This window comes from Azospirillum sp. UENF 211521, from assembly GCF_058780535.1.
In genome coordinates this window covers 886,040-911,971 of record NZ_JBSNCF010000001.1, presented here as the reverse complement: position 1 = coordinate 911,971, position 25,932 = coordinate 886,040, and the positions used below count along the sequence as shown (strand labels likewise).

22 protein-coding genes and 1 pseudogene are annotated in these 25,932 nt (G+C 69.2%); 15 read left to right on the top strand and 8 right to left on the bottom strand.

Annotated elements, in window-relative coordinates; all coding sequences use genetic code 11:
* Positions 1 to 130 precede the first annotated feature (130 nt).
* A pseudogene (locus tag ACWPN5_RS04210) lies at positions 131 to 430 on the top strand (PRC-barrel domain-containing protein); the annotation flags it as partial.
* Positions 431 to 679: 249 nt separating this feature from the next.
* On the opposite strand, the gene ACWPN5_RS04205 reads toward ACWPN5_RS04210, so the two are convergent.
* The 3 genes from ACWPN5_RS04205 to ACWPN5_RS04195 all read right to left on the bottom strand — a co-directional run bounded on the left by ACWPN5_RS04205 (position 680) and on the right by ACWPN5_RS04195 (position 3,318).
* Positions 680 to 1,144 carry a bacteriohemerythrin gene (locus ACWPN5_RS04205; RefSeq protein ID WP_492294418.1) on the bottom strand — a complete coding sequence of 155 codons (465 nt, stop codon included), beginning with the start codon at positions 1,142 to 1,144 and terminating at the stop codon, positions 680 to 682.
* Positions 1,145 to 1,242: 98 nt separating this feature from the next.
* Complete coding sequence (locus tag ACWPN5_RS04200; protein WP_145689017.1) at positions 1,243 to 2,256, bottom strand: DUF6352 family protein; 1,014 nt, start codon at positions 2,254 to 2,256, stop codon at positions 1,243 to 1,245.
* 120 nt (positions 2,257 to 2,376) lie between these two features.
* Entirely contained in the window at positions 2,377 to 3,318 is a 942-nt protein-coding gene (locus ACWPN5_RS04195) for an alpha/beta fold hydrolase (protein ID WP_145689016.1), read from the bottom strand.
* Positions 3,319 to 3,461: 143 nt separating this feature from the next.
* Between ACWPN5_RS04195 and ACWPN5_RS04190 the strand changes: the two genes are divergently transcribed.
* Complete coding sequence (locus ACWPN5_RS04190; RefSeq protein WP_145689015.1) at positions 3,462 to 4,079, top strand: septal ring lytic transglycosylase RlpA family protein; 618 nt, start codon at positions 3,462 to 3,464, stop codon at positions 4,077 to 4,079.
* On the opposite strand, the gene ACWPN5_RS04185 is transcribed toward ACWPN5_RS04190, so the two are convergent.
* A complete protein-coding gene (locus ACWPN5_RS04185) occupies positions 4,076 to 4,897 on the bottom strand; it encodes an SDR family NAD(P)-dependent oxidoreductase (RefSeq protein WP_186466165.1) in 822 nt (273 codons plus the stop codon). The two genes, ACWPN5_RS04190 and ACWPN5_RS04185, sit on opposite strands and share 4 nt — an antisense overlap.
* Before the next feature lie 376 nt (positions 4,898 to 5,273).
* Here ACWPN5_RS04185 and ACWPN5_RS04180 point away from each other — a divergent pair, with 376 nt between their 5' ends.
* The 9 genes from ACWPN5_RS04180 (at position 5,274) to ACWPN5_RS04140 (ending at position 15,262) form a co-directional block, all read left to right on the top strand.
* The gene (locus ACWPN5_RS04180) at positions 5,274 to 5,723 is read left to right on the top strand and encodes a MaoC family dehydratase (protein WP_119509160.1); all 450 of its coding nucleotides are present in this window, start codon (positions 5,274 to 5,276) and stop codon (positions 5,721 to 5,723) included.
* Between the two features lie 179 nt (positions 5,724 to 5,902).
* Positions 5,903 to 6,859: a bifunctional riboflavin kinase/FAD synthetase gene (locus tag ACWPN5_RS04175; RefSeq protein ID WP_145689013.1), complete on the top strand. Its 957-nt coding sequence runs from the start codon at positions 5,903 to 5,905 to the stop codon at positions 6,857 to 6,859.
* A 3-nt stretch (positions 6,860 to 6,862) separates the two neighbouring features.
* Positions 6,863 to 7,039, top strand: a complete 177-nt coding sequence (locus ACWPN5_RS04170) for a hypothetical protein (RefSeq protein WP_492294414.1) — start codon at positions 6,863 to 6,865, stop codon at positions 7,037 to 7,039.
* An 88-nt stretch (positions 7,040 to 7,127) separates the two neighbouring features.
* Positions 7,128 to 7,835, top strand: coding sequence for an orotate phosphoribosyltransferase (locus ACWPN5_RS04165; protein ID WP_200479574.1), 708 nt, complete (start codon positions 7,128 to 7,130; stop codon positions 7,833 to 7,835).
* A 207-nt stretch (positions 7,836 to 8,042) separates the two neighbouring features.
* Positions 8,043 to 10,898 carry an isoleucine--tRNA ligase gene (gene ileS, locus ACWPN5_RS04160; RefSeq protein WP_492294412.1) on the top strand — a complete coding sequence of 952 codons (2,856 nt, stop codon included), beginning with the start codon at positions 8,043 to 8,045 and terminating at the stop codon, positions 10,896 to 10,898.
* A gap of 127 nt (positions 10,899 to 11,025) precedes the next feature.
* Positions 11,026 to 11,529 carry a signal peptidase II gene (gene lspA / locus ACWPN5_RS04155; RefSeq protein WP_014239673.1) on the top strand — a complete coding sequence of 168 codons (504 nt, stop codon included), beginning with the start codon at positions 11,026 to 11,028 and terminating at the stop codon, positions 11,527 to 11,529.
* Positions 11,530 to 11,613: 84 nt separating this feature from the next.
* Positions 11,614 to 12,240 carry a DUF3035 domain-containing protein gene (locus tag ACWPN5_RS04150; RefSeq protein WP_211111723.1) on the top strand — a complete coding sequence of 209 codons (627 nt, stop codon included), beginning with the start codon at positions 11,614 to 11,616 and terminating at the stop codon, positions 12,238 to 12,240.
* Between the two features lie 153 nt (positions 12,241 to 12,393).
* Complete coding sequence (locus ACWPN5_RS04145; protein WP_492294410.1) at positions 12,394 to 13,800, top strand: M16 family metallopeptidase; 1,407 nt, start codon at positions 12,394 to 12,396, stop codon at positions 13,798 to 13,800.
* Position 13,801: 1 nt separating this feature from the next.
* Entirely contained in the window at positions 13,802 to 15,262 is a 1,461-nt protein-coding gene (locus tag ACWPN5_RS04140) for a M16 family metallopeptidase (RefSeq protein ID WP_492294408.1), read from the top strand.
* 117 nt (positions 15,263 to 15,379) lie between these two features.
* Here the strand turns inward: ACWPN5_RS04140 and ACWPN5_RS04135 are convergent, their stop codons facing one another.
* Positions 15,380 to 15,562, bottom strand: coding sequence for a hypothetical protein (locus ACWPN5_RS04135; RefSeq protein WP_145689008.1), 183 nt, complete (start codon positions 15,560 to 15,562; stop codon positions 15,380 to 15,382).
* Positions 15,563 to 15,737: 175 nt separating this feature from the next.
* Here ACWPN5_RS04135 and pgi point away from each other — a divergent pair, with 175 nt between their 5' ends.
* Positions 15,738 to 17,381, top strand: a complete 1,644-nt coding sequence (gene pgi / locus ACWPN5_RS04130) for a glucose-6-phosphate isomerase (RefSeq protein ID WP_145689007.1) — start codon at positions 15,738 to 15,740, stop codon at positions 17,379 to 17,381.
* Positions 17,382 to 17,880: 499 nt separating this feature from the next.
* On the opposite strand, the gene ACWPN5_RS04125 is transcribed toward pgi, so the two are convergent.
* Complete coding sequence (locus ACWPN5_RS04125) at positions 17,881 to 19,086, bottom strand: hypothetical protein (RefSeq protein ID WP_200479918.1); 1,206 nt, start codon at positions 19,084 to 19,086, stop codon at positions 17,881 to 17,883.
* Between the two features lie 325 nt (positions 19,087 to 19,411).
* Here ACWPN5_RS04125 and ACWPN5_RS04120 point away from each other — a divergent pair, with 325 nt between their 5' ends.
* The 3 genes from ACWPN5_RS04120 to ACWPN5_RS04110 all read left to right on the top strand — a co-directional run bounded on the left by ACWPN5_RS04120 (position 19,412) and on the right by ACWPN5_RS04110 (position 23,539).
* Entirely contained in the window at positions 19,412 to 20,269 is an 858-nt protein-coding gene (locus ACWPN5_RS04120) for a hypothetical protein (protein ID WP_492294406.1), read from the top strand.
* 76 nt (positions 20,270 to 20,345) lie between these two features.
* Positions 20,346 to 22,241: a DNA mismatch repair endonuclease MutL gene (gene mutL, locus ACWPN5_RS04115; protein WP_145689004.1), complete on the top strand. Its 1,896-nt coding sequence runs from the start codon at positions 20,346 to 20,348 to the stop codon at positions 22,239 to 22,241.
* 135 nt (positions 22,242 to 22,376) lie between these two features.
* Positions 22,377 to 23,539, top strand: a protein-coding gene (locus ACWPN5_RS04110) for an IS3 family transposase (protein WP_492294403.1) whose coding sequence is annotated in 2 segments (ribosomal slippage) — positions 22,377 to 22,635 and positions 22,635 to 23,539 — 1,164 coding nt in all. Because the reading frame shifts where the segments join, the coding sequence is not laid out codon by codon here.
* Positions 23,540 to 23,562: 23 nt separating this feature from the next.
* Here ACWPN5_RS04110 and ACWPN5_RS04105 read toward each other — a convergent pair.
* Complete coding sequence (locus ACWPN5_RS04105; RefSeq protein ID WP_492294401.1) at positions 23,563 to 24,165, bottom strand: invasion associated locus B family protein; 603 nt, start codon at positions 24,163 to 24,165, stop codon at positions 23,563 to 23,565.
* A gap of 30 nt (positions 24,166 to 24,195) precedes the next feature.
* Positions 24,196 to 25,878: a ShlB/FhaC/HecB family hemolysin secretion/activation protein gene (locus tag ACWPN5_RS04100; RefSeq protein ID WP_492294399.1), complete on the bottom strand. Its 1,683-nt coding sequence runs from the start codon at positions 25,876 to 25,878 to the stop codon at positions 24,196 to 24,198.
* Between the last annotated feature and the right edge of the window lie 54 nt (positions 25,879 to 25,932).

Sequence of the window (25,932 nt, the reverse complement as noted above, 5' to 3'; positions counted from 1 at the left end):
GCGAGGCATCTCAAAGCGCGTCCCGAGTCGCCGCACGATATCAGCCGCAGGATGTCACAGGGCTCCCCGCGTGACCTTTCCCGCCTTCCCCGGTTGGAAGGGTCGGTTTCGTGCAACGAGGAGAGCTTCCATGCACAAGACGGTGATCGCGACCCTGTCCGCCCTGGCGCTGATGACCGGCGCCGCCGCGGCCCAGACCGGCACCGGCGGCTCCACCCAGGCCCCGAGCTCCCAGGCCCCCAACTCGGTCATCATGGACCAGGGCCAGAGCGCCCGGCCGGCCGGCCCCACAGGCAACGCCACGGGCGGCGCCAGCGTCGAGCATCTGATGAGCCGCACGGTGATCGGGGCGGACGGCGAGAAGGTCGGCAAGGTGACCGACGTCATTCTCGGCCCGGACGGCAACGCGCAGCTCCTGGTGATCCAGAGCGGCGGCTTCCTCGGCATCGGCGGCAAGGAGATCGCGGCCGACATCGCGCTGGCCGACGTGCTGCCGGGCAACGGCCCGATCACGTTGCGCGACGTCACCCAGGCGAGCGTGCGCGACATGCCGGAGTTCCAGTACAACGACAGCATGACTTCGCTGAACCGCGGCCCGAAGCACAGCGGCGAGTTCGAACAAGCAGTAACCATCAGGCGGCAAAGCCCCTCTCCCACCCCGGGGGAGGGGCTTTGCCTTTTACGCCTCCACGCCGCGCTCGCGCAGGTAGGCGCCCAGTTTCATGTCGACGCCCAGGATGTGGCCCGACAGCCACTTGGCGAGGAAGCCCAGCACGAAGGCGCCCTTCTCCCCACCCGCGTCCAGAGCGCTGTTCACGTCGTGCAGCTGGCGGACGAAGCTGTCGTGCAGCGCCTTGTGGGCGGCGTAATCGGGATAGCCGTGCTCGCGCATCAGCGTCTCTTCCCGGTCGAAATGCGTGTCGGTGTAGTCGAGCAGGTCCCCCAGCACATCCTGGATTTCGCTGTCGGCGCGGAACTCGTTCACCGCGGTGACGAATTCGTTGAACAATTCGAACAGACGCTTGTGGTCGGCGTCGATCACGGCGTTCCCGACTCCGAAGCCGTTCTGCCACTCCATCGTCTGCCAGCGCGGGTCGGCAAGGTTCGGCTTCATCGTCTTCGGCTGCGTTGTGTTTAATTGCATGACGTTTCCCCCTTCAGGAAACATCCTTATAAGCCGTCGCCCACCCGCAGCCGGGGCGGCAGATAGTCACACCGAAAGTACGGTTATAGGATTATCGGTCAGTTCATCTGGGCCAGCGGCAGGTTGACCAGCAGATTTTGCGGCTTCAGGCGCAGCTTGCGGTCGGCGGTCATCGCCAGGGCCAGATACACGGGCCGCCCGGCGATGTCGGCGCGCATGGCCGCGGGATCGGCGAACTCCAGCCGGAACAGCGACAGGATGCGGGCGAGCCGGTCCTCCCCCACCTCCGCTCCGTTGTAGAGGTCGTTGAGGATCGCCGTGGCCTCCCCGTCCAGCCCGACATGCCAAACCCAGCGCTCGTCGCTGATCCGCTGCACGGGATGGATCGACACCGCCACCCCCAGGAAATGCGCCACCCAGCCCTCCAGGACGCGGCACAGCGCGTCCAGCCCGGCCGCGGCGAAGGTCACATCGAGCACGGTGTCGTGCCGCGAGTCGCGCGCCCAATAGTGGGGGTGGTTGGTCTCGTCGAGGATGTCGAGATCGACGGAGCGCGGGGCGGTCCCGGCCTCCACCACCAGCCGCCCCAGGCTGCCGAAGCCGCCGGTCGCGGCCAGCATCTCCACCGTCTCGCTGTCGGCCAGCCGGACGCGCCCATCGTCCACCGACACCGTCTGGGGCCGGAAGAACAGTTCCCCCGCCCGCGCGCGCAGGCCCGACGGCGTGCCGTCCAGCAGGTTGCGCAGGATCACGTGGGCCATCTGGTCGATGAACAGCCCCGGCACGCCCCGCGCGCCCTCGCGGAACAGGCGGAGGTAGCAGCCCTCGACCGTGCCGGCGGCGAGCAGCCGGTCGCGGAAGCCCAGCCAAACCGCCCAGTTCTCCCGCGCGTCCGCGTCGGCCAGCGCCTCGACCATGCCCGGCGGGACGGGGCGGGCGGGATCGTCGAGCAGGCCGGCGAACAGCGTGTGCTCGGTCTCGCAGGCGTCCTCGGGCGGGCGCATCTCCGGCCGCATCAGATAGGCGCGCAGGAAGTCCGGCGTGACCGTCAGCCAACCGTCGGCGTCGCGCGTCAGCAGATGGAAACCGGACTCTTTCCAGAAATCGGACATGGAAGGCAGACCCTTGAACAGAAAAGCGGTCGCAAAGCGTCCCTCATGTGGGCGCGCGGACGCCCATACCCAGGCGCCCATACCAAGGACCTAGCACAGCCCGGCTTACGGATGCCCGACTTACAGATGGAGGGCCGCCAGGAAGGCGTCGATATCCGCCCACACCCGGTCTCGCACGTCGTCGCGCTCCATCAGCAGCTCGTGCTTGGCGTCGGGATGCTCCTTGAGCACGGCGTTGCCCAGCCGGGCGGCGGCCAGCCGGTGCGCCTCCGAGCGGACCACGGCGTCGGCGGGGGCGCTGAGCAGCAGGATGGGAGTCGTCACCCGCTCCAGCGGGGCGGTGAAGCGGATGTGGTCGGAGGCGCGCAGGGCCGCCCGCACCCAGCCGAAGCTGACCCCGCCCACCCGCAGCTCGGGCCGGTCACGGAAGGCGTCGTGGTAGGTGGCGTAGCGGCGGGGGTCGGAGGTGATCGGGTTGACCGGGGTGAACAGCCCCTCCACCGGATCGTAGTCGTGCTGGCCGAAGGCGTATTCGGCGGCCCGCCCGCGGGCGCAGAGGCGCTCGGCCAGCCAGACCGCCATGCGGCGCGGCACCGGGCCGGTGAAGATGTCGAACATCGGCGCGGTCAGCACCGCCGCGTCGCACAGGGCCGGGTCGCGCAGCAGGGCCATCAGGGCGACCAGCCCGCCCATGCTGTGGGCGACCAGCAGCAGCGGCCCGCGCTGCCGCGGCCTCACCAGCTGCTCCACCACCTCGTGGAGATCGCCGGCCAGCGTGTCGAAGCTGTCCAGGTGATGGATCTGCCGGTTGGGCAGAGGCCGGTCGGACAGGCCCTGGTTGCGCCAGTCGAAGGCGAAGACCTCGAAGCCACGCGCCAGCATCTCCCCCGCCGTCTCGGCGTATTTCTCGATGAACTCCGCCCGGCCGGTCAGCAGCAGCGCGGCGCCGCGCGGCGGGACTTTGGTGGCCGTCCAATGGGCGGTGCGCAGCCGCGTCCCGTCCGCCATTGTCACCCAGCCGAACCGTGGCTCCACACCCAGATCCGCCACGCTCACGGCCATTCCTGCGCTCTCCCTCGCTGACGGGACGATTGAAGCATCAACGCACGGCGCGGGTCCAGCGTCCGGCGGCCATCCGCCGGCCATCCAGTGGAACCCCCGTCCTCCCCCAGGTGTTGTCGAGGTCCATTGGGAGGTACATTCGAATGCACATGGTGCGTACACTGTCCATGGCGCTTTGCGCCCTGTCCCTGACCCTGTCCCCCATGGCCGCCGCCCAGGCCCAGCCTTCCTCAAAAGCGCAAAGCCCCAAGGACGCGTCGGTGCCGCCGATCGCCGTGGAGCGCACGGACGAAGGCGAGCCGGTGCTCGTCCACGAGGGCGAGGCGTCCTTCTACGGCGGCTCGTTCCATGGCAAGAAGACGGCCAGCGGCGAGCGCTTCGACCAGAACAAGCCGACCGCCGCCTCGCGCGAGCTGCCGCTGGGCAGCAAGGTCACCGTGACCAACCAGGACAACGGCAAGAGCATCGACGTCATCATCAACGACCGCGGCCCCTATGTGGACGGTCGGGTCATCGACCTGTCGAAGAAGGCCGCCAAGCAGCTCGACATGATCGAGGACGGCGTGGCCCCGGTCCGTGTCGAGGCCAAGCCGTCCGAACAGCCGACCGAGGCCGTGAAGGAGAAGGTCGAGGCCAAGGCCGAGAAGGCCGACCAGACGCAGGTGGCGGAACAGCCCGGCTCGCAGAAGAAGGGCAGCGGCGCCGCCCTCTCGGGTTCGTCCGCCGCCGACCGGCAGAGCGGTTCGGGGTCCGACCGCTAAGCCCCCTCTCGCGGTGTGCGGACCGACCGACTGGCGCGCTGCCCCCGGTCGAAGGCGGCCAGCAGCGCGCCCAGCCCGTCCGACGCCGCGTGGCGCGACCACAGGAAGGGGCGCAGCATGTTGCGGGTGCCGAAGCCATGCACATGCACCGTGCGGCGCCCCAGCGCCTGCAACCCTTCCCGCGCCACGTCCAGCGGATCGGCGGCCCCCGGCAGCGCGTTCAGGGCGAAGCCCGCCCGCTTGCCGAAGGCGGTGCGGGTGGCGCCGGGGCACAGCACCAGCACATCCACCGGCTTGCGCTTCAGCTCCGTCGCCAACGCCTCGCCATAGGCCAGGACGAAGCTCTTGCTGGCGCAGTAGGTCCCGAGGAACGGGATCGGCTGGAAGGCCGCCGTGCTCGACAGCAGGATCAGACCGGCCCGCCGCCCGTCGCGGGCCGCCCGTTCGATCATGCCGGGCAGCAGCGCACGGGTCAGCACCGTGGTCGCCACCACATTCAGCTCCACCGTCGTCCGCTCCGCCTCCGGGCTGTTGTCGAGCACCGGTCCGAAGGCGCCGGACCCGGCGTTGTTGATGAGCAGGTCGATCTCCAGCGTCTCGGCCTTCTGGATCAGCGCGTCCCGCCCCGCGTCGGTGGTCAGGTCGGTGGCCAGCACCTCGACCCGGCGCCCGGCGGACTCCAGCTCCGTCTTCGCGGTGTTGAGGGCCTCGGCGTTGCGGGCGGCCAGCAGAAGGCCGGTGTCGGTGGGCAGGGCGCGGGCGAAGCCGGCGCCGATGCCGGAGGTGCCGCCGGTGACCAGCGCGAAGCGGTGGGGCATGGGTCGGGTTCCATCGCGGTTCGGGGGGATGAAAGGTGACGGTTGGCCGCCGCGGCGCGAAGTCAAGCCGTCAGCCCCCGAGCCGCCGCGCATTCCGCGGCGCAGCAAGACGAATTGTCAGTACACATATTAACTGCCCGCCCCGTACTTTTACTGTCACGGAACTGAAATCGCCGAGACCCAGGAAATAGGTGGGAAATAGGCGGAGCGCGTCGACTGCCTCCTCTTTCGAAAGAGGTTAGCGGTTTTTTCACTTTTTCAGGCGAGTCGTGTTGCCATCACGTGGTTGCAGTGCATATATCGCATTGCACCATACGTGTTGTCGCACCGCACGGCCGGCGCTTCCGGCCGGTGCTTGATGAAAAGGAACCGCGGTATGGATGATGTTCGCCAAGTCCTGAAGGACAACGAGGGCCACTGCATCGAGGATTTGACCGTCGGCATGACGGCGTCCTTCGCGAAGACGGTTACCGAGGCGGACATCGTGCTGTTCGCCGGCATCTCCGGCGACACCAACCCGGTCCACCTGAACCAGGAATACGCCAGCGGCACCATGTTCCAGGGCCGCATCGCCCACGGCATGCTGAGCGTCAGCTTCATCTCCGCCGTTCTCGGCACCAAGCTGCCGGGTCCGGGCGCCATCTACATGAGCCAGACCGTGCGCTTCAAGGCGCCGGTCCGCGCCGGCGACACGGTGACCGCCCGCGCCACCGTCACCGAGGTGATCCCGGAGAAGCGCCGCGTCGTCGTCCGCACGGTCTGCACCGTCGGCGAGACGGTGGTGATCGAGGGCGAGGCCCTGCTGATGGTTCCGTCGCGCGGCTGACCCCGCCAAACCCTCAAGGCGGGCAAGCCTGTACAGATCGAAACGATGTGCCGGTCGCCGGTGCGTAGACCACGCGCCGGCACCGGTCTATATAAGACGCCCATGGCATGGCCCGCCCCGGCGGGCCGCCATCGTTTCCGGGGGCCGTCCGCGGCCCGCAGACCATCAGGGCGTGACGCATGCGATTGTTCCGACACACCGCCGACCTGCCGGAGGACGCCCGCGGGGCCGTCGTCGCCCTTGGCAACTTCGACGGGGTGCACCGCGGCCATCAGGCGGTGATCGCCACCGCCCAGCGGATCGCCCGCGATCTCGGCGCACCGTCGGCGGTGATGACCTTCGAGCCGCACCCCCGCTCCGTCTTCCGCCCGGACGACGCCCCCTTCCGCCTGTCGCCCTTCCGCGTCAAGGCCCGCCACATCGAGGCGCTGGGGGTCGACCTGCTGTTCGTCTGCCATTTCGACGAGAGCTTCCTGCACAAGACCGCCGACGCCTTCATCCAGGAGGATCTGGTGGCCGGGCTCGGCGTCCGGCACGTCGTCTGCGGCTACGACTTCCTGTTCGGCCACGGCCGCGGCGGCGACCCCGCCCTGCTGCGGCAGGCCGGCGCGGCCCACGGCTTCGGCGTGACCGAGGTCGGGCCGGTGGCCGACGATGCGGACGGCGTCTACTCCTCCACCCGCGTGCGCGACGCCCTGATCGCCGGCGACCCGCGCGAGGCCGCCCGGCTGCTCGGCGCCCCCTGGGAGATCGAGGGGCGCGTGGAGCATGGCGACCACAAGGGTCGCACCATCGGCTTCCCGACCGCCAACGTCGAGCTGGCCGACTATCTGCGCCCCGCTTTCGGCGTCTACGCGGTGCGCACCGGCGTCGACCAGGGGGCCGGCACGGTCTGGCGCAACGGCGTCGCCAACCTGGGCCGCCGCCCGACCGTGGGCGGAACGGTGGAACGGCTGGAGACCCACATCCTCGACTTCGACGGCGACCTCTACGGCCAGCATCTGCGCGTGCAGCTCATCGAGTTCCTGCGGCCGGAGCGCAAGTTCGGCAGCTTCAACGAGCTGAAGGACCAGATCGTCCAGGACGCCGACGCCGCCCGCGCCGTGCTGGCCAAGGAACCGCGGACGGAGGGTTGAGCGATGGACCGCGTGATCCTTCTGCTGTTCATCCTGAACCAGGGCGGCCCGACCACCATCGAGTTCCAGACGATGGAGCAGTGCAAGACCGCCGAGCCCGCCATCGTCCAAGCCTACCGCGAGATGACCGGCAACCCGGTGCTGACCCGCTGCATCGCGTTGGCGTTGCCGGGGAAGTGACGGCGCAGGGCAAGCCCGCCCCATTGCGAATCGCACGCCGGGGGGCTACACACGGGGCAGTTTGAGCCTCCCTGGGAGCCGTTAGGCCATGACCACCGCCGCTTTGCCCGCCCCTGCCAATGGTGACCGGGCTACCATCGCCGCCACCGCCGCGAAGATCCTGCTGGAAATCAAGGCGCTGCATTTCAACGCCGAGACGCCCTTCATCTTCACCTCCGGCTGGGCGAGCCCGGTCTACACCGACTGCCGGCGCATCGTGTCCTTCCCGCGCGCCCGCAAGGCTCTGATGGACTTCGCCGTCCAGACCATCGAGCGCGAAATCGGCTACGAGAGCATCGACGCGGTGGCCGGCGGCGAGACGGCGGGCATCCCCTTCGCCGCCTGGATCGCCGAGCGGCTGGAGCTGCCCATGCAGTATGTCCGCAAGAAGCCCAAGGGCTTCGGCCGCAACGCCCAGATCGAGGGCGTGCTGACCGAGGGGCAGCGGGTTATCCTGGTCGAGGACCTCGCCACCGACGGCAAGAGCAAGGAGAACTTCGTCACGGCGCTGCGCAACGGCGGGGCCACCGTGACCGACAGCTTCGTGATCTTCCACTACGGCATTTTCCCGCAGTCGAAGACCAACATGGACCGCATCGGCGTCCGCCTGCACGAGCTGTGCACCTGGTGGGACGTGCTGAAGGTCGCCCGCGAGAACCAGTACTTCGACGAGAACACCCTGTCGGAGGTCGAGAAGTTCCTGAACGACCCGGTCACCTGGTCCGCCGCCCACGGCGGCAAGGCCAGCTTCGACTGACGCACCCGGAGGCGCCGCGCCTTGACCGCACCGCCCACACCGCTAATATCCCGCGCGATGCTGCATCCGGCGTGGGTCATGGCGCGTATGGCGCGAATTACCAACCCGGCCTCCTGAGGGGGGCCGGGACCGCCTCGTTTGTGCGTGCGTCGGGGGCCTGACCGCTGCCGCCCGACGGTTCTGCTTCAGGTTCAGGATATCCCCGACATGACCCGCGACTACAAGTCCACCGTCTTCCTGCCCCGCACCGACTTCCCCATGCGCGGCGGCCTGCCCACCAAGGAGCCGGAGCTGCTGAAGCGCTGGGAGGACATGGGCCTCTTCCAGCGGCTGCGCGAGACGGCGAAGGGCCGCGAGAAGTTCGTCCTGCACGACGGCCCGCCCTACGCCAACGGCAACATCCACATCGGCCACGCCGTCAACAAGGTGCTGAAGGACGTCATCGTCCGCTCGCGCCAGATGCAGGGCTTCGACTCCAACTACGTCCCCGGCTGGGACTGCCACGGCCTGCCCATCGAGTGGAAGATCGAGGAGAAGTACCGCGCCGAGGGCAAGGACAAGGACGAGGTTCCGCTGAACCAGTTCCGCGCCGAGTGCCGCCAGTTCGCCCAGAAATGGGTGGACATCCAGGCCGGCGAGTTCCGCCGCCTGGGCGTCGAGGGCAACTGGGCCGACCCGTACCTGACCATGACGCTGCCCGCCGAGGCGCAGATCGTCCGCGAGATCCACAAGTTCGCCATGAACGGCGGCCTCTACAAGGGCGCCAAGCCGGTCATGTGGTCGGTGGTGGAGAAGACCGCGCTGGCCGAGGCGGAGATCGAGTACCACGACCACACCTCGACCACCGTCTTCGCGCGCTTCGCCATCTGGGGCTCGCCGGCGCCGGAGGTCGACGACGCCAACATCGTCATCTGGACGACCACGCCCTGGACCCTGCCGGGCAACCGCGCCATCGCCTTCGGCGACGAGATCGAATACGCGACCTACAAGGTGCTGGCGGTCGAGGAGGGCAGCCTCGCCGAGGTCGGCGAGCGGCTGGTCATCGCCACCGCGCTGGCCGAGAGCGTCTTCAAGGAAACCAAGATCAAGGACGCGCGGCTGCTGCACCGCTTCCCCGGCTCGCGTCTGGCCGGCGGCTACTGCCACCACCCGCTGACCCGCAGCGGCTACGACTTCAAGGTGCCGCTGCTGGCCGGCGACTTCGTCACCACCGACGCCGGCACCGGCTTCGTCCACATAGCACCCGGCCACGGCGAGGACGACTTCCACCTGGGTCAGGCCAACGGCATCGAGGTGCCGCAGACGGTCGGCGAGGACGGGCGCTACTACGACCACGTCCCGCTGTTCGCCGGCCTGCGCGTCTACACCGCCGAGGGCAAGCCGGGCGAGGCCAACGGCGCCGTGCTGAAGGCCTTCCAGGAGGTCGGGGCGTTGCTCGCCAAGGGCCGGATCAAGCACAGCTACCCGCACAGCTGGCGGTCGAAGGCCCCGCTGATCTTCCGCACCACGCCGCAGTGGTTCATCTCCATGGAGACGAACGACCTGCGCAAGACGGCGCTGCAGGCGATCTCCGACACGACGTGGTTCCCGGCCCAGGGCGAGAACCGCATCCGCGCGATGATCGAGCAGCGCCCGGACTGGTGCATCAGCCGCCAGCGCGCCTGGGGCGTGCCGATCGCCCTGTTCGTCCGTAAGGACAACGGCGCGATCCTGCGCGACGCCGAGGTGTTCAACCGCATCGCCGACATCTTCGAGAAGGAAGGCTCCGACGCGTGGTTCGCCCGCCCGGCGCAGGACTTCCTCGGCAACGCGTACCGCGCCGACGATTACGAGCAGGTCAGGGACATCGTCGACGTGTGGTTCGAGTCCGGCTCGACCCACGCCTTCGTGCTGGAGCAGCGGCCGGAGCTGAAGTGGCCGGCCTCGCTCTACCTTGAAGGCTCCGACCAGCACCGCGGCTGGTTCCACTCCTCCCTGCTGGAAAGCTGCGGCACGCGCGGCCGGGCGCCCTACGACGCGGTGCTGACGCACGGCTTCACGCTCGACGAGCAGGGCCGCAAGATGTCCAAGTCGCTGGGCAACGTGGTCGCCCCGCAGGAGGTCTGCGACAAGTACGGCGCCGACATCCTGCGCCTCTGGGTGGTCAGCACCGACTACACCGAGGACCAGCGCATCGGTCCGGAGATCATCAAGTACCAAGCCGACCATTACCGCCGCCTGCGCAACACGCTGCGCTACATCCTCGGCGCGCTGGCCGACTACACCCCGGCCGAGCGCATCGCCGTCGCCGAGATGCCGGAGCTGGAGCGCTGGGTCCTGCACCGCCTGTCGGAGCTGGACGCGCTGGTCCGCGCCAAGATCGAAGCCTACGACTTCCACGACCTGTCGGTGGCGATCCACAATTTCTGCGCCGTGGAGCTGTCGGCCTTCTACTTCGACGTCCGCAAGGACAGCCTCTACTGCGACGCGCCGGGCTCGGTCCGCCGCCGCTCGGTCCGCACGGTGATGGAGCATCTGCTCTCCACCCTGACCGCGTGGCTGGCCCCGATCCTCTGCTTCACCGCGGAGGAGGCGTGGCTCGCCCGTCCCGAGGGCCTGACCGGCACCGAGGGGTGGAGCGAGGAGAGCGTCCATCTGCGCGTCTTCCCGGCCATCCCGGCGGAGTGGCGCGACGACGATCTCGCCGCCAAGTGGGAGTCCATCCGCACCGTCCGCCGCACCGTCACCGGCGCGCTGGAGCTGGAGCGGGCCAACAAGAAGATCGGCTCGTCGCTCCAGGCCAACCCGACCGTCTTCGTGGACGCGGCGACCAAGGCGCTGCTCGACGGCGTGGACTTCGCCGAGATCTGCATCACCTCGCAGATCACCGTGGCGGAGGGCACGGCCCCTGAGGGGGCATTCGTCCTGCCCGACGTGGCCGGCATCGCGGTGGTGCCCGGCCTCGCCGAAGGGGGCAAGTGCGAGCGCTGCTGGAAGATCCTTCCGGAGGTCGGCACGAACGCCGCACACCCGACGCTGTGCCTCCGTTGCGCCGAAGCCGTGGACGCGGAACCGGCGTTCTGATTCGCAGCGGGCCCCCTCCCCATCCCTCCCCCGCTTCGCGGGAGAGGGAGTTTGATCCCCTCCCTCGCCGAAGGCGGGGGAGGGTTAGGGAGGGGGCCTGGACGCCTTTCACTCTTCGGAGCACTCCATGAGCAGCCTCTCCACGTCCGGCAGCCGCGGCTACACGGTCTTCGGCCTGTCCGTTGCCGCGCTGGTGGTGGTCCTCGACCAGCTCACCAAATGGTGGATCCTCGACGTGGTCATGCAGCCCTATCCACGGGTCATCGAGGTCACGCCCTTCTTCAACCTCGTGCTGGCCTGGAACACCGGGGTCAGCTTCGGCACCTTCGGCAGCTCCCACGCCTGGATGCCCTACGTGCTGGCCGCGGTGGCCTTCGCCATCGTGGTGGCGCTGCTGCTCTGGCTGCGGCAGGCCGACCGGCGCTACCTCGCGCTCGCCCTGGGCATGGTCATCGGCGGAGCCATCGGCAACGTGATCGACCGCTTCCTCTACGGGGCCGTCGCCGATTTCCTCGATTTCCACATCGGAGGGTGGCATTTCTGGGCCTTCAACGTGGCGGACAGCGGAATCAGCGTCGGCGTGGCGCTTCTCGTGCTGGATGGGCTGTTCGCCGGCCGCGAAAAGTCGTAATAGTTCACGCGACGGAGCCGCTATAAGGGACGCGGCCCGACGACAAGCGGCCTGACGACTAGACGACGGGACTCGAACGTGACCATGCTTTCCTTCGCCTCCTCCATCGCGCGGCGCTCCACTCGCTCCCTCGGGCGGGCCCTGGGGCGGGGTCCGCTGCTGGGCTTGGCGCTCGTCGCGCTGGCGCTCACCGGATGCACCGACGTCCGCCGTTCCATCGGCCTCGACCGCACGAGCCCGGACGAGTTCACCGTCGTGTCCCGCGCGCCGCTGACCATGCCGCCCAGCCTGACCCGCCTGCCGGAGCCGCGCCCCGGCGCGGCGCGGCCGCAGGACGCCACGTCGTCCGCGGTGGCCGCCGCCTCGGTCTTCGGCGGTTCGTCGCGTGCCACCGCCGCGGGCGGCCGGACGGCGACCGCCGGCACCGCTGGCGAGTCGGCCCTGATCGCCCAGGCCGGCGCCAAGGGCGGCATCGAGCCGGGCATCCGCAACAAGGTCGACCAGGAGACGACCCAGCTCGTCGTCGCCGACAAGAGCTGGATCGACTCCCTGCTGTTCTGGCAGACGCAGGAGCAGCCCTACGAGATCGTCGATCCGAAGAAGGAAAACCAGCGCCTGCGCGAGGCCCAGGCCACCGGCAAGGCGCTGAACGACGGCACCGTCCCGACCATCGAGCGCAAGCGCCGGGCGCCGCTGGAAGGGCTGTTCTAAGCCGCTTCCCGGGCTCCGTTCAGGGGCCCGATTCCAGGGCATTGTTCCGGGCGGCTCGCCGCACCAGTATCTAGGGGGCGTTCCCGGACGGGGACGCCCCCTTTGCATTCCCGTTCCCTCCGCCCCGTTCCCTCCGCTGCCAACGAGAGGCCCATGCTCCCCAACGGCCCCACCGCTCCCCCTCCTTGGAAACGGCCCTGGCGCCGGCTCGCCGCCGCCGGCCTGCTGGCCTTCGCCCTGGCCGGCGGCGCCCCCGCCGCCACGCCGGCCTTCGCCGCCGAGAAGGGCGTCTTCTTCCCGGAGACCTTCACCCTGTCCAACGGCATGCAGGTTGTGCTGGTGACCAACCAGCGCGTGCCGGTGGTCACCCACATGGTCTGGTACAAGGTGGGCGCGGCGGACGAGCCGCGCGGCGTGTCGGGAATCGCCCATTTCCTGGAGCACCTGATGTTCAAGGGGACGGAGGAGGTGCCGCCCGGCGCCTTCTCCCGAATCGTCGCCAAGAACGGCGGGCGTGACAACGCCTTCACCTCCTGGGACTACACGGCCTACTTCCAGAACGTGGCGCGCGACCGGCTGGAGCTGGTGATGAAGATGGAGGCCGACCGCATGTCGAACCTCCGCCTCACCGATCAGGTGGTCTATCCGGAGCGCGACGTCATCATCGAGGAGCGCCGCCAGCGCATCGAGAACGAGCCCGCCGACCGCATCGGCGAGCAGGTCAACGCCACCCTCTACGTCCACCACCCCTACGGCACGCCGATCATCGGCTGGCCGCAGGAGATGGCCACCCTGACGCGGGAGGAGGCGGAGTCCTTCTACAAGAGCTGGTACGCGCCCAACAACGCCGTGCTGGTGGTGTCCGGCGACGTGACGGCCGAGGAGCTGAAGCCGCTCGCCGAGAAATATTACGGCAGCATTCCCGCCCGCCCGGTGCCGGAGCGCGTCCGCGTGCAGGAGCCGCCGATCAGCGCCGCCCGCCGGGTCATCCTGCGCGACGACGAGGTGCGCCAGCCCTCGATCCGCCGGAACTGGCTCGCACCCTCCTACCGCACCGACAAGGAGGGTTACGCCTACCCGCTCCAGGTGCTGTCGGAGATCATGAGCGGCGGCCCGACCTCCCGTCTCTACCGCAGCCTCGTCGTCGACCAGCGCATCGCCACCTCGGCCTGGCTGGGCTACAGCCCGTCGTCCTGGGACATGACCTCGCTGGCGGCAGGCGCCTCGCCGGCGGCCGGCGTCGCGATGGACAAGCTGGAGGCGGCCCTGGAAGCCGAGATCCAGAAGGTCGTGGAGAAGGGCGTGACCGAGGAGGAAGTGGCCACCGCCAAGAAGCGCATGCTGGCCGAGGCCGCCTACGCCCGCGACAGCCTGACCGGCCCGGCCCAGACGCTGGGTGCGGCCATCGCCACCGGCCAGAGTATCGACGACGTGGAGAACTGGCCGGTGCGCATCGACGCGGTGACCGCCGATCAGGTCAACGCCGCCGCCCGCGCCGTTCTCGGCCAGACCAACCACGTCACCGGCCTTCTGCTGCCGCTCCAGGACAAGGGAAGCTGAGATGATCGCACGCATCGTGCCCCCTCCCTCCCGCTCCGCGGGTCCCTCCCTCCCCCGCTCCGCGGTGGAGGGCCTGAGCGCCGAACCGATCCCCTCCACCTCGAAGAGGGGGAGGGTTAGGGAGGGGGCCATCGTCACGGTCCTCACCCTGCTCCTGACCGCCTTCGCCTTCGCCACCCCCGCCGCCGCCATCGAGATCAAGCGGGTGGTCAGCCCCGGCGGGATCGAGGCGTGGCTGGTCGAGGACCATAAGGTCCCCATCATCGCCCTGGAATGGGCCTTCGAGGGGGCCGGGGCGTCCGACCCCAAGGGCAAGGAGGGCCTCGCCAACCTCGCCGCGCGCACGCTGGACGAGGGCGCCGGCCCCTACGACAGCCAGGCCTTCGCCGCGCGGCTTCAGGACAACGCCATCGCGCTGGGCTACGACGCCGGGCGCGACGGCTTCGGCGGCAGCCTGCGCACGCTGAGCGACCGCCGCGACGAGGCGTTCGAGCTGACCCGCCTGTCGCTGGCCGAGCCGCGCTTCGACGCGGAGGCGGTGGAGCGCATGCGCGCCGCCGTGCTGTCCAGCCTGCGCCGCGATCAGGCCGACCCCAACTACGTCGGACGGCGGCTGTTCTACTCCACGGCCTACCCCGGCCATCCCTACGGCGACGAGATCCGCGGCACGCTGGAGTCGCTGCCGACGATCACCCCGGACGACCTGCGCGGCTTCGTGAAGACCGGCTTCGGGCGCGACCGGCTGGTCGTCGCCGCGGCGGGCGACATCAGCCCGGAGGATCTGGGCCGCGCGCTCGACCACGTGTTCGGCGGCCTGCCCGCCACCTCCGCGAACGCCGCCATCCCCGACGTCGAGCCGAAGGGGCTGGGCGAGACGCTGGTCGCCACCCGGCCGACCGCGCAGACGGTCATGCTGATGGGCCAGACCGGGCTGAAGCGCGCCGATCCCGACTGGTACGCGGCGACGGTGATGAACTACGTGCTGGGCGGCGGCGGCTTCGGCTCCCGCCTGATGGAGGAGGTGCGGGAGAAGCGCGGCCTCAGCTACGGCGTCTACAGCTACCTGATCCCGATGGACCATTCCGCGCTGGTGATGGCCGGCGGCAACACGGTGAACGCCAAGGCCGGTCAGGCGCTGGACATCATGCGCCAGGAATGGAAGCGCATGGCCGACCAGGGCGTGACGGAGGAGGAGCTGGCCGACGCCAAGACCTACCTCACCGGCAGCTTCCCGCTGCAGCTCGGCAGCACCCAGGCCATCGCGCGCATCCTGCTCCAGGTCAAGCGCGACAACTTGGGCATCGACTATCTCGACCGCCGCGACGCCTTCATCAACGGCGTCACCCAGGCGGACGTGCAGCGCGTCGCCAAGCGGCTGCTCGACCCCAACCGGCTGCTGACCGTGCTGGTCGGCCGTCCGGAAGGGGTGACCGCGACGCGGACGATCGACGGGGGAAGTTGAGGAACGGTGTTTCGACGAGCCCCCTCCCGACCTCCCCCCGCTTGGCAGGGGGAGGAGAAAAGCCCTCCCCTGCGAAGCGGGGGAGGGTTGGGTGGGGGCCCAACGCGACCACCCCCCTCACGCCAGATCCGGCTGGCTCCCCGGAAAGCGCGGATCACCGGGGTCGATGGGGCGGCCCGGCACCTTGCCGGGGATGATGCCCACCTGATCGGGCCGCCCGTCCTCACGGCGTTCCTCATCCTCTGGAACCGGGGCCACCGGAACCGGCGGATTCTGTTCGGGTTTGCTGGGATCGGTCATGGTCACCTCCTGTCCCGAAAAGAACACAGGGCAGCGGTTGCCGGTTTCATCCACCGCCCCGCATAGTCCGCTTCACCTAGACCTTTGTGCACGTTGGATGCGCCGCTTTGGCGCGTACCCGGCGCGCACGGATCGGTGCTAGGCTCCGCGCACGCGAGAAGGAGGCAAAATCCCAATGTCAGCGCTCACCCGTTCGCCCGCCTGGGAAGCCCTGGCCCGTCACCGCCAGGACGTTTCGACCCTCCATATGCGCGACCTGTTCGCCGCCGACGCCGACCGCTTCAACCGCTTCTCCCTGGAAGCCTGCGGCCTGCTGTTCGATTATTCGAAGAATCGGATCACCGAGGAGACTCGCACCCTTCTGCTCGACCTCGCCCGCCAGCAGGACGTGGAGGGCTGGCGCGACCGCATGTTCGCCGGGGAGCGGATCAACATCACCGAGGACCGCGCCGTCCTGCACACCGCGCTGCGCAACCGCTCCAACCGCCCGGTCATGGTGGACGGCCAGGACGTGATGCCGGAGGTGAACGCCGTCCTGCACCGCATGGAGCGCTTCGTCCGGCAGGTCCGCGACGGCGCCTGGACCGGCTACACCGGCCACCCGATCACCGACATCGTCAACATCGGCATCGGCGGGTCCGACCTCGGCCCGGTGATGGTGACGGAGGCGCTGACCCCCTACCTGCACCCGCAGATCGGCGTGCATTTCGTCTCCAACGTGGACGGCACCCACATCAGCGAGACGCTGGAATGGCTGGACCCGGAGACGACGCTGTTCGTCATCGCGTCCAAGACCTTCACCACCCAGGAGACGCTGACCAACGCCCACACCGCGCGGCGCTGGTTCCTGGAGAGCGCCGGCGACCCCGCCCATGTCGCCAAGCATTTCGTCGCCGTCTCCACCAACGAGGCGGAGGTGCGCAAGTTCGGCATCGACCCGGCCAACATGTTCGGCTTCTGGGACTGGGTCGGCGGGCGCTATTCGCTGTGGTCGGCGATCGGGCTGTCCATCGCGCTCGGCATCGGCATGGACCGCTTCTATGAGTTGCTGGACGGCGCCCACGCCATGGACGAGCATTTCCGCACCGCGCCGCTGGAGCGCAACATGCCGGTGCTGATGGCGATGCTCGGCGTCTGGTACGTCAATTTCTGGGGCGCCAAGTCCCACGCCGTGCTGCCCTATGACCAGTACATGCACCGCTTCCCCGCCTATCTCCAGCAGTTGGACATGGAGAGCAACGGCAAGACGGTGGACCGCCAGGGCGCGCGGGTGGATTACGCCACCGGCCCGGTGGTCTTCGGCGAGCCGGGCACCAACGGCCAGCACGCCTTCTACCAGCTGATCCACCAGGGGACGGAGCTGGTCCCCGCCGACTTCCTGGCCCCGGCGGAAACCCACAACCCGATCGGCGACCATCACCGCATCCTGCTGTCGAACTTCTTCGCCCAGCCGGAAGCCCTGATGCGCGGCAAGACCGCCGACGAGGTGCGCGCCGAGATGGCCAAGTCCGGCAAGCCGGCCGAGGCCGTGGAGCCGCTGGTCCCTCACCGCGTGTTCGAGGGCAACAAGCCGTCCAACAGCATCCTGTTCAAAAAGCTGGACCCGCGCACGCTGGGCGCCCTGATCGCGCTGTACGAGCACAAGGTGTTCGTCCAGGGCATCGTGTGGAGCATCAACAGCTTCGACCAGTGGGGCGTGGAGCTGGGCAAGCAGTTGGCCGGCAAGATCCTGCCCGAACTCCAGACCGGCCCGACCGCCGCGCTGGGGCACGACAGTTCGACCAACGGGCTGATCGGCTGGTACCGCAAGCACCGCTGAGCGCCGCACGTCGGCATGACCGAGGCGCCGGGCGCCGGCCGCAGGAAGCTCTTGTGCGGCACGGCGATCCGGCGTAGGGTGCAGGCCATGAACCCCGTGCGCCTCACCTCTCCCGCCCTCCTGGGGCGATTTTGGTACCGCTGGTACATTCCGGCGGCATAGGTATCGCACACCCACGATGCACCCAAAGCCGCCCGACCCGAGGCGGCTTTTGTGTTTTCAGCACGCGGTGCACGCAAAATCCCCCTGACGGTCACGGCGGCCTCCCTGACAAACCGGAGGTCCCAACATGTCTGATTTCGATTTCGACGTCGTCACCGGCCCGTCCCGCGCCAGCTGCCCCGCCACCCCCAGCGAACCGGAAACGCCGGAGGACGGCCACCCCGCCGACAAGACCGGCCCGGCGTGACCGCCCCGTGCCTGGAACCGCCCCGCCCGTCCCGGCCCGCAACGGCGAGACGGGATGGCGGGGCGCTCCACGGACAGAACCGGCTGCCGCTTACGGCAGCGTGACCGCCGCTGTGGTGGCGAAGCCAACTTGGCCCAGCTGCGCGTCGAAGAAGTAATTGTAGGCCAGCAGCGGGTTGATTCCCGTGTTGACGAAGGCGATGTCGGCGTCCGGCAGGACCGGCTCCAGCGACGCCGGGGCCGCCGCGGTGGACAGCGTGGTGTCGATGGCGAAGATGCCCTTGACCGGGGCCGCGCTGGACATGGCGAAGCTGTAGGTCATCACCGGCTCCGCGTCGGGGCTGGACCCGTTCGGCACGGCGACGGTGATCTCCGCCCCGCCGAGATTGGCCGTCCAGGCCTTCGCCTGTGGAACGCTCATCATCGCCCCGGTGACCCCGCTGTCGAGCAGCAGGGTGGCCTTGAGCGGCCGCGCGTCGTTGACCGTGCTGATGGTGATGGTCGCCGGGCCGGTCAGCCAATAGGGCTGGGTCGGCGCCGCCGGCCAGGGCGTGCCCGACGCCGGGGCGCAGTTGCAGCCGTTGGTGACGTTGGCGGTGACCGGCGGTTTGGCCGAGGTCAGCGCGACGGTCTGGCCGTTGAAGGGGCTGGCCGTGAACGCCGCGGTCGTCACGCCCAGCGTGATGTAGCCGCTCGCCCCGCTCCCCGCCGAGGACAGCAGATAGGACGGGTAGAGCGGCTGGCCGTTCACCGACGCCGACAGGAACGGATTGCTCAGCGTGTAGACGACCTGATCGGACTGGCCGGCGTTCGCGGTGTAGCTCAACGCCGGACGGCCGAAGCCGACGCCCATCATGCCCATGCCCGGATCGACCGGGTTCTGGACATCGGGTGTGGCGGTGTTGCCGGCATACTGCGCGCCGAAGACCACCAGCGGCCCGGCCTCGCAGACCGAGGCGACCTGCTTCGCATCGTCCTGCGAAGCGCCGATCGACAGGCTGGGCACCAGATAGAGGCAACCGGCCAGGGTGTTCCCCGACGGGTGATAGGTGATCTGCGCCGGCCCGAGCGACACCACGCCCGCGACCAGCCCCTTCGACGTGTCGCCGTCGACCATCAGCAGCGTTGCGGGAATGACGACGCCGGTCGATCCGGTGTCCACCTGCACCTCATGCAGCAGACCGCTCGGCGTGCCGATGGTGACGTTGAGGGAGTTGCTGTAGCCCTCCAAGCCGAAGGGCTGCCGGGCCACCGGAACATCGACCGGCGCGGCGTAGGTGACGGGGGTATCAGACATGGACTTCTCCCAAAATAAATTAGATGAAGCGGCAGATTTACTCAGCAAGAAACAATATTCAAACGTCTCATTCATCCACATGCATTGGCATGTTTATGAAACTTTCCTGGAGATGACAGCGAAATTTCCGTCTTTATTTTTTCACTGAACACGGCGACGCGCCGTCCCTCGACTCATTGCCCGAGGGAACGAAGCGGGCCGGGCGCCCGCAGCCCGGCCGGACCGTTCCGCCGCATGGACAACCTCGACCGCACACGGCATTATCGACAACCACCTGGGGATGCAGTTCGAAGCCCCTTCCATCGAAAAGCGGGGGAAAGCGCGCATGTCCGTCACCGACGTCACCGGCAGAACGCCCGCCAGCTTCGGCATGGCCGCCAAGCCGGCCCCGGCCAAGGGCCCCGACGCCCCCGCTTCGGGAACCGCCGCCCCAACGACCGGCCGCAACGGCACGGTGGACACGGTCAGCCTGTCGCCCGACGCGCTCCGGGCCATGACGACCGGAGTCATCACCTTCACCGTCCCGAAGGCCGACGGCTCGGCGGCCAAGGACCCGGTGGCCAAGGACCCGTTGGCGGCGCGCATGGAGACCATGCTCGCCCGCCGCGACTATGATCTCAAGCAGGCCGACTACATGCGGGAGGCGATGGGCATGCTGCGCCAGACGCTCAACCTGCCCGAGGACCAGCCGATCGTCCTGGGCGGCGCCGCGCATGGCCTGCTGGACAGGCTGGCGGCGAAGAACGGCCTCAGCAGACCCGAGATGCCGGACGCGCTGCGCGCCGCCGGGGTGAAAGACCCATTCGAGGAAAGCGCCAAGGAGGAAGCCGGCGTGATCGGCATCGGCATGCCCAACAGCGGCAAGGAAATGCAGGTCGCCTTCGACCGGCTCGGCCTCGACGCCTTGTCCGGCAGGAAGGACACCCCTGTGCGCATGATCCCGCTGAAGGACGGAGACGACCGCAGCGGCCCGCTGCTCGGCGCCATCAAGGGGGGAGCGCTGGGACGCCTCACCGACACCCGGCCCGGCCAGGGCGCCAGCCTGTGGGCGGTCACCGACGGGGCCCAGGGTCCGAATGCCCGCGTCCTCGCCTCGGTCCGTTCGGTCGGCATGGACGACGTCGCCACCGGCATGGCCACCGGCCTGCTGAAAGGGCTGAAGGGGCTGTTCGCCGGGGCCTGAGGGCCGCCACCGTCCCTCCCCGCACAAGCCCCCGCTCATGGTGGCATTCCATGCGTGGCCCTACTATATTTGGCGCATGCCGATCCGTATGCTGCCCGACACGCTCGTCAACCGAATCGCCGCCGGCGAGGTGATCGAGCGGCCCGCCGCCGCCGTCAAGGAACTGGTGGAGAACGCCATCGACGCCGGGGCCACCCGCATCGACGTGGTGGTGCGCGACGGCGGCAAATCGCTCATCACCATCACCGACGACGGCTGCGGCATGGCGCCGGACGAGCTGGCCCTTGCCGTCGAGCGGCACGCCACCTCCAAGCTGCCGTCCGACGACCTGCTGGACATCCGCTCACTGGGCTTCCGGGGGGAAGCACTGCCCTCCATCGGGGCGGTCAGCCGCTTGACCCTGACCAGCCGCCCGCGCGGCGCCGACAGCGCCTGGGCGCTGACCGTGGACGCCGGCCTGAAGGGGACTCCGCAGCCCGCCGCGCTGGCCCAGGGCACCCGCGTGGAGGTGCGCGACCTGTTCGCCGCCGTGCCCGCCCGCCTGAAGTTCCTGAAGGCCTCCCGGACCGAGTTTGACCACATCGGCGACTGCATCGAACGGCTGGCCATGGCCCATCCCGGCGTGGCCTTCACGCTGGATGGCGACAACCGCTCCCCGCTGCGCCTGTCGGCGGCGCAGGGCGACCTGCTCGACGCCCGGCTGACCCGGCTGGGCGCCCTGATGGGCCGCGATTTCCAGGACAACGCCGTGCCGGTGCAGGCGGCGCGCGAGGGAGTGACGCTCGCCGGCTGGATCGGCCTGCCCACCCTGCACCGCCCCACCGCCCGCCACCAGCACCTGTTCGTCAACGGCCGTCCGGTGCGGGACAAGCTGATGGTCGGCGCGGTGCGGGCGGCCTACGCCGATTTCCTGCCGCGCGACCGCCACCCCATGCTGGCGCTGTTCCTCGACCTCGACCCGCAGGAGGTGGACGTGAACGTCCACCCCGCCAAGGCGGAGGTGCGCTTCCGTGACCAGGGCCTGGTGCGCGGGCTGATCGTCGGCGCCCTGAAGCACGCGCTGGCCGAGGCCGGGCACCGCGCCTCGACCACCGTGGGGCTGGCGACGCTGGGCGCGCTGCGCCCGGAGAGCGGGGTGGACGCGGACGGAACCATCCTGTCGCCCTCCCCCCTGCCCTACCGCAGCCCGGGACCGCAGCCGGCGCAGTCCTGGGGCGGCAGCTACGGCTCCGTCGTGCCGCGCGGGCTGGCCGACCGGGCGACCGCCTTCCAGGCGCCCCATCAGGCGCCGCTTCCGCCCTTGCAGGGCCGCCTCGCCGGCTGGCAGGCCGCGCCCGCCGCCCGCCCGCCGGATTACGCGGCGCAGGCCGCCGCCGCTCCGCCGCTGGACAGCCACCCGCTGGGGGCGGCCCGCGCCCAGGTCCACAACACCTACATCGTCGCCCAGACCACCGAGGGCATCGTCATCGTCGACCAGCACGCCGCCCATGAGCGGCTGGTCTATGAACGGATGAAGACCGCGCTTCTGGAGGGCGGCGTGAAGCGGCAGGCCCTGCTGATCCCGGAGCTGGTGGAACTGGACGAGCCGTCGGCCAACCGCCTGTTGGGCCGCGCCGCCGAGCTGGCGGAGCTGGGTCTGGCGGTGGAGGGCTTCGGCCCCGGCTGCGTTCTGGTGCGCGAGGTGCCGGCGCTGCTGGGACAGAGCGACGTCAAGAGCCTCGTCCGCGACCTTGCCGAGGAGCTGGCGGAGCTGGGCGACGCGCTGTCGCTGAAGGAGCGGCTGGAGCATGTGTGCGGCACCATGGCCTGCCACGGCTCCGTCCGCGCCGGGCGGAGCCTGAGCGTGGAGGAGATGAACGCCCTGCTCCGCCAGATGGAGGCCACCCCCCACAGCGGTCAGTGCAACCACGGACGCCCAACCTATGTGGAGCTGAAGCTGTCTGACATCGAACGGCTGTTCGGCCGCCGGTGAATTGTCGGACCACAGATAGACTGACCCTGAACCACACACGAATTGACCCTGAAACCACAATAAGACTGACCCGGTGACCTGCTCCCCGGAAACTCCTCCACGCTGAGTTAGAGTCCGTCGAGCAAGGAGACGGACATGCAGAAGAGCCGGTTCAGCGAGGAACAGATCATCGGGATCCTGCGCGAGCAGGAGGCCGGCAGGCCGACGGCGGAGGTCTGTCGCAAGCACGGCGTCAGCGAGGCGACGTTCTTCCGGTGGAAAGCGAAGTACGGCGGGTTGGAGGTGTCGGAAGCCAAGCGGCTGAAAACGCAGGAGGACGAGAACGTCCGCCTGAAGCGTCTGCTCGCCGAAGCGATGCTCGACAACGCGGTGCTCAAGGATCTGGCCGCAAAAAAATGGTGACGCCCGCGGCTCGACGAGCGGCTGTGGCCCATGCGCAGGCGGTGCATGGGATCAGCCCGCGGCGGGCGTGCGCCATTCTCGGCGTGGACCGCTCATCGGTCCGCTACCGCTCCCGGCGTATGGACGACGCGCCGTTGCGAATCCGCCTGCGGGAACTGGCCGCCCAGCGGCGCCGGTTCGGCCATCGGCGTTTGGGGCTTTTGCTCATGCGCGAAGGGGGGAAGGTGAACGCCAAGAAACTGCTGCGGATCTACCGTGAGGAGGGGCTGCGGGTGCGCCGGCGCGGTGGCCGGAAGCGTGCCCTTGGCACACGTGCCCCCGTCGCCGTGCCGCAAGGGCCGAACCAGCGCTGGTCGCTGGACTTCGTCAGCGACGCCCTGAGCGATGGCCGCCGCTTCCGCATCCTGGCGGTGGTGGACGACTTCACGCGCGAATGCTTGTGCCTGGCGGCGGAGACCTCGCTGTCGGGCCGGCGCGTCGTGCGGGAACTGGACGCCATCGCCGCGCGCCGCGGCTGGCCGGTCGTGTGCGTGTCGGACAACGGCACCGAGTTCACCAGCATGGCCATTCTCGCCTGGGCGCAGGAACGCCGGGTGGAGTGGCATTACATCGCGCCCGGCAAGCCGTTCCAGAACGCCTTCGCGGAGTCGTTCAATGGGCGACTGCGCGACGAATGCCTCAACGAGACTCTGTTCACCTCGCTCACCCATGCCCGTGCCATCCTGGAGGCGTGGCGGAGCGACTATAACCACCTCCGACCGCACACCGGCCTCGGCGGCGCCACACCGATCGAAGTCGCCACGCGGACGTCGCCGCAACCCGGGCCGTGGCATGCCCCGGCCCCGGTTGCCATCAACGCCCATTCAGGGCATCACATGAGGGGACTCGCACTCTGAGTGGAGGAAACTTGGGGAGCAGGTCAGCCCGCGTCCTGCATCACTCTGGGAGATCCCGGAAGTCCCAAGGGTCGTTCACCATATCGCTTCAGCCTCCCTGCTTTCCTACGCTGGCCGTGTAGGCGTTGCGCAGGCCCTTGGCGGACAGCGGCAGGGTCATTGCCTTGCCGGGACCGTCGGAAAAACCCAGGATGATTGGCTGGGTTGCCGTCGCCAGGGCATCCAGACTTCTGTTTCGAGAGATCCGCGTCGGCGTAGCAGGATTGCAGGCACCGACGGAAGGCGAGCGAGACAACCGGCTTGTCACCGACGCGAATGGTCGCCCCGTCAGGCAGCCACACGCCGGCTGGCAACTCGACGAGGATCTTGTCGCTGGCGGCTCCGGCCGGCCGGCCGATCACTGTCTGCGCGATGATGCGCCCATCCGGCCCGGCAACCGTCTGCACGCTCTCACAGACCTTCGTGTCCTTGGCACCGTCGCGCCCCATTTCGCAGCGCACGATCCAATCGTCATAGTTGGCCGTCGTCCGGTTCGGTGTCGGCTGCTGCGCCGATGCGGCACCGGCGGCAACGCAAAGCATCAGCGACAGAAGGGCAACACTCGGGCGGGTCATGGTTGCGATCATCGGCGGTCTTCTCAAGAGGGTTGCATAGGGTCAGTAGATGGTGGAGATCCGGACCCTCAGGTCGAGATCGCCGGCACGCCGCTTGTCCTCGTCAAGCAGGGCGACGCCCGCGGTCAGCCCCATCGTCAGATGACCGGCGAAGCGGTAGTCGAGGCCGAGGCCGGTACCCGCGAGGGAAAGCGTGCGGCGCCCTCCGAAGTCGGTTCCGATGGCGCCGTCCAGGAAGGCGAAGGGGTGTACGGCATCGTCCCGGATCAGCGAGAAACCGGGCAAACGCAGGTCGTTGCGCAGGATGAGGCCGCGATCGGCCACGCCGTCCCCAAGGTCGTATCCGCGCACTGCGTAGAGACCGCTGAGCGCGATCTGCTCCGTATCGGGCAGCGCCCGCCCGGCGAGTTGGACCGTCAGCTCGTTGACGAGGCCGAAGCCGTTGCCGAGGTCCGTGCTGCGGCTCGCCACGCCGGTCATGTACGCGTAGTCCAGACGCCGCACCCGGCCGTTCGAGAAAGCGCTCCAGCCCTGGTCGTCGTTGCCGGCCAGGACGCCGCCGGGATTGGCCTTGCCGGTCAGGCCGATCGCCGTCGTCCCCAGGCGGTCGCTCCAGCTCCGGTCCCAGCCGAGACCGATCTGGAAGAGGTCCACGCGCGCCCGGCCCAGCCACACATCCTGGAACGCGACCCGCCGCTCCAGCCTCTTGATCTCGATTCCCGCTTGGACGTCGCCGAAGTGGACGCCAGGGAGAAGGTCGGAAAGCGCGGAACGGTAGTAGACCGGCAGCTCGAAGAAGGTGTTGTCGGAGGTGAAGGGATCCGTCTTCTGACGCGTCGCCACAAAGTTCGGGCTGACCTCGATCGCCTGGCGATCGCCGGTCGGCAGAACGAAGCGGGCCGAATGACTGAGATAGCGGGCCCGGTCGCCGTCACCCGGAAACAGACGCCCGGCATCGGAGAACAGGTCGCGCGATCCGGTCGTCTGCCAGGAGCCGTAGGCGTGGTCGAGCCCGGCAAGGCCGAACCCGCCGCCGACGAACAGGCGGTTGCGGTCGGTCTCGCGCGTGCCGGTGTTGGAATAGCCGGCGAAGACCTGCCAAGGCTTCTGGCGGGTCACTTCCAGCGTCAGATCGGACCGGCCGAAACCGTCGCCGGGTGAAAAGACGCCCTGCACCCGGCGGTAGGGATAGCGGTTGAGCCAACGCAAATCCTCGTCGATCCGCGCCGCCTCAATCCGCTCACCCTCGGCGCCACGAATCCGCTCCGCGACGGAAGCGCCGGGCTCATCCTCTTCCCCCTGGGTGGAGACCCGGCCCAATGCGAACTCGATCACCTGCAGGCTGAGGATGCCGGCGGAAATTTCCTGCGGGGGAACGCTGACCGAGACGAACGGGTAGCCGACGTCCCGATAGACCCCCGCGACGGCCGCTTGCGCATCGGCGATCAGCGCCATGGACAGCGGCCGGCCGATGAAGCCGGCGAGTGCCGCGCGCAACTCGCTCCGCAAGGCCGGATCGGGCTCCACACCTCCCAGGCCGATCCGGCCGATGACGACCTCGTCCCCCTCTGGAAGCGGGGCGGCCGCATCGCGGCCGATCAGGCGGAAGGCGCGCAGCGAGACGCCGAGCGGCGTTGGGTCCGCCGCCACGCGGCTGCCAGGATCGACCGTGATTGTGGCGGACGGCGCCGCCTGCTCTGGCGGCGGGTTCCGTTCGACCGGCACGGACTGCGCGAGCGCGCCGCCGCCCGACAGGACCAGGACCAGGACACCCAGGGC

Bases quoted from the DNA above. Each gene is read 5' to 3' on its own strand.
- ACWPN5_RS04205 (WP_492294418.1), bottom strand. From the start codon at position 1,144: ATGCAATTAAACACAACGCAGCCGAAGACGATGAAGCCGAACCTTGCC.
- ACWPN5_RS04200 (WP_145689017.1), bottom strand. From the start codon at position 2,256: ATGTCCGATTTCTGGAAAGAGTCCGGTTTCCATCTGCTGACGCGCGAC.
- ACWPN5_RS04195 (WP_145689016.1), bottom strand. From the start codon at position 3,318: ATGGCCGTGAGCGTGGCGGATCTGGGTGTGGAGCCACGGTTCGGCTGG.
- ACWPN5_RS04190 (WP_145689015.1), top strand. From the start codon at position 3,462: ATGCACATGGTGCGTACACTGTCCATGGCGCTTTGCGCCCTGTCCCTG.
- ACWPN5_RS04185 (WP_186466165.1), bottom strand. From the start codon at position 4,897: ATGCCCCACCGCTTCGCGCTGGTCACCGGCGGCACCTCCGGCATCGGC.
- ACWPN5_RS04180 (WP_119509160.1), top strand. From the start codon at position 5,274: ATGGATGATGTTCGCCAAGTCCTGAAGGACAACGAGGGCCACTGCATC.
- ACWPN5_RS04175 (WP_145689013.1), top strand. From the start codon at position 5,903: ATGCGATTGTTCCGACACACCGCCGACCTGCCGGAGGACGCCCGCGGG.
- ACWPN5_RS04170 (WP_492294414.1), top strand. From the start codon at position 6,863: ATGGACCGCGTGATCCTTCTGCTGTTCATCCTGAACCAGGGCGGCCCG.
- ACWPN5_RS04165 (WP_200479574.1), top strand. From the start codon at position 7,128: ATGACCACCGCCGCTTTGCCCGCCCCTGCCAATGGTGACCGGGCTACC.
- ileS (WP_492294412.1), top strand. From the start codon at position 8,043: ATGACCCGCGACTACAAGTCCACCGTCTTCCTGCCCCGCACCGACTTC.
- lspA (WP_014239673.1), top strand. From the start codon at position 11,026: ATGAGCAGCCTCTCCACGTCCGGCAGCCGCGGCTACACGGTCTTCGGC.
- ACWPN5_RS04150 (WP_211111723.1), top strand. From the start codon at position 11,614: ATGCTTTCCTTCGCCTCCTCCATCGCGCGGCGCTCCACTCGCTCCCTC.
- ACWPN5_RS04145 (WP_492294410.1), top strand. From the start codon at position 12,394: ATGCTCCCCAACGGCCCCACCGCTCCCCCTCCTTGGAAACGGCCCTGG.
- ACWPN5_RS04140 (WP_492294408.1), top strand. From the start codon at position 13,802: ATGATCGCACGCATCGTGCCCCCTCCCTCCCGCTCCGCGGGTCCCTCC.
- ACWPN5_RS04135 (WP_145689008.1), bottom strand. From the start codon at position 15,562: ATGACCGATCCCAGCAAACCCGAACAGAATCCGCCGGTTCCGGTGGCC.
- pgi (WP_145689007.1), top strand. From the start codon at position 15,738: ATGTCAGCGCTCACCCGTTCGCCCGCCTGGGAAGCCCTGGCCCGTCAC.
- ACWPN5_RS04125 (WP_200479918.1), bottom strand. From the start codon at position 19,086: ATGTCTGATACCCCCGTCACCTACGCCGCGCCGGTCGATGTTCCGGTG.
- ACWPN5_RS04120 (WP_492294406.1), top strand. From the start codon at position 19,412: ATGTCCGTCACCGACGTCACCGGCAGAACGCCCGCCAGCTTCGGCATG.
- mutL (WP_145689004.1), top strand. From the start codon at position 20,346: ATGCCGATCCGTATGCTGCCCGACACGCTCGTCAACCGAATCGCCGCC.
- ACWPN5_RS04105 (WP_492294401.1), bottom strand. From the start codon at position 24,165: ATGATCGCAACCATGACCCGCCCGAGTGTTGCCCTTCTGTCGCTGATG.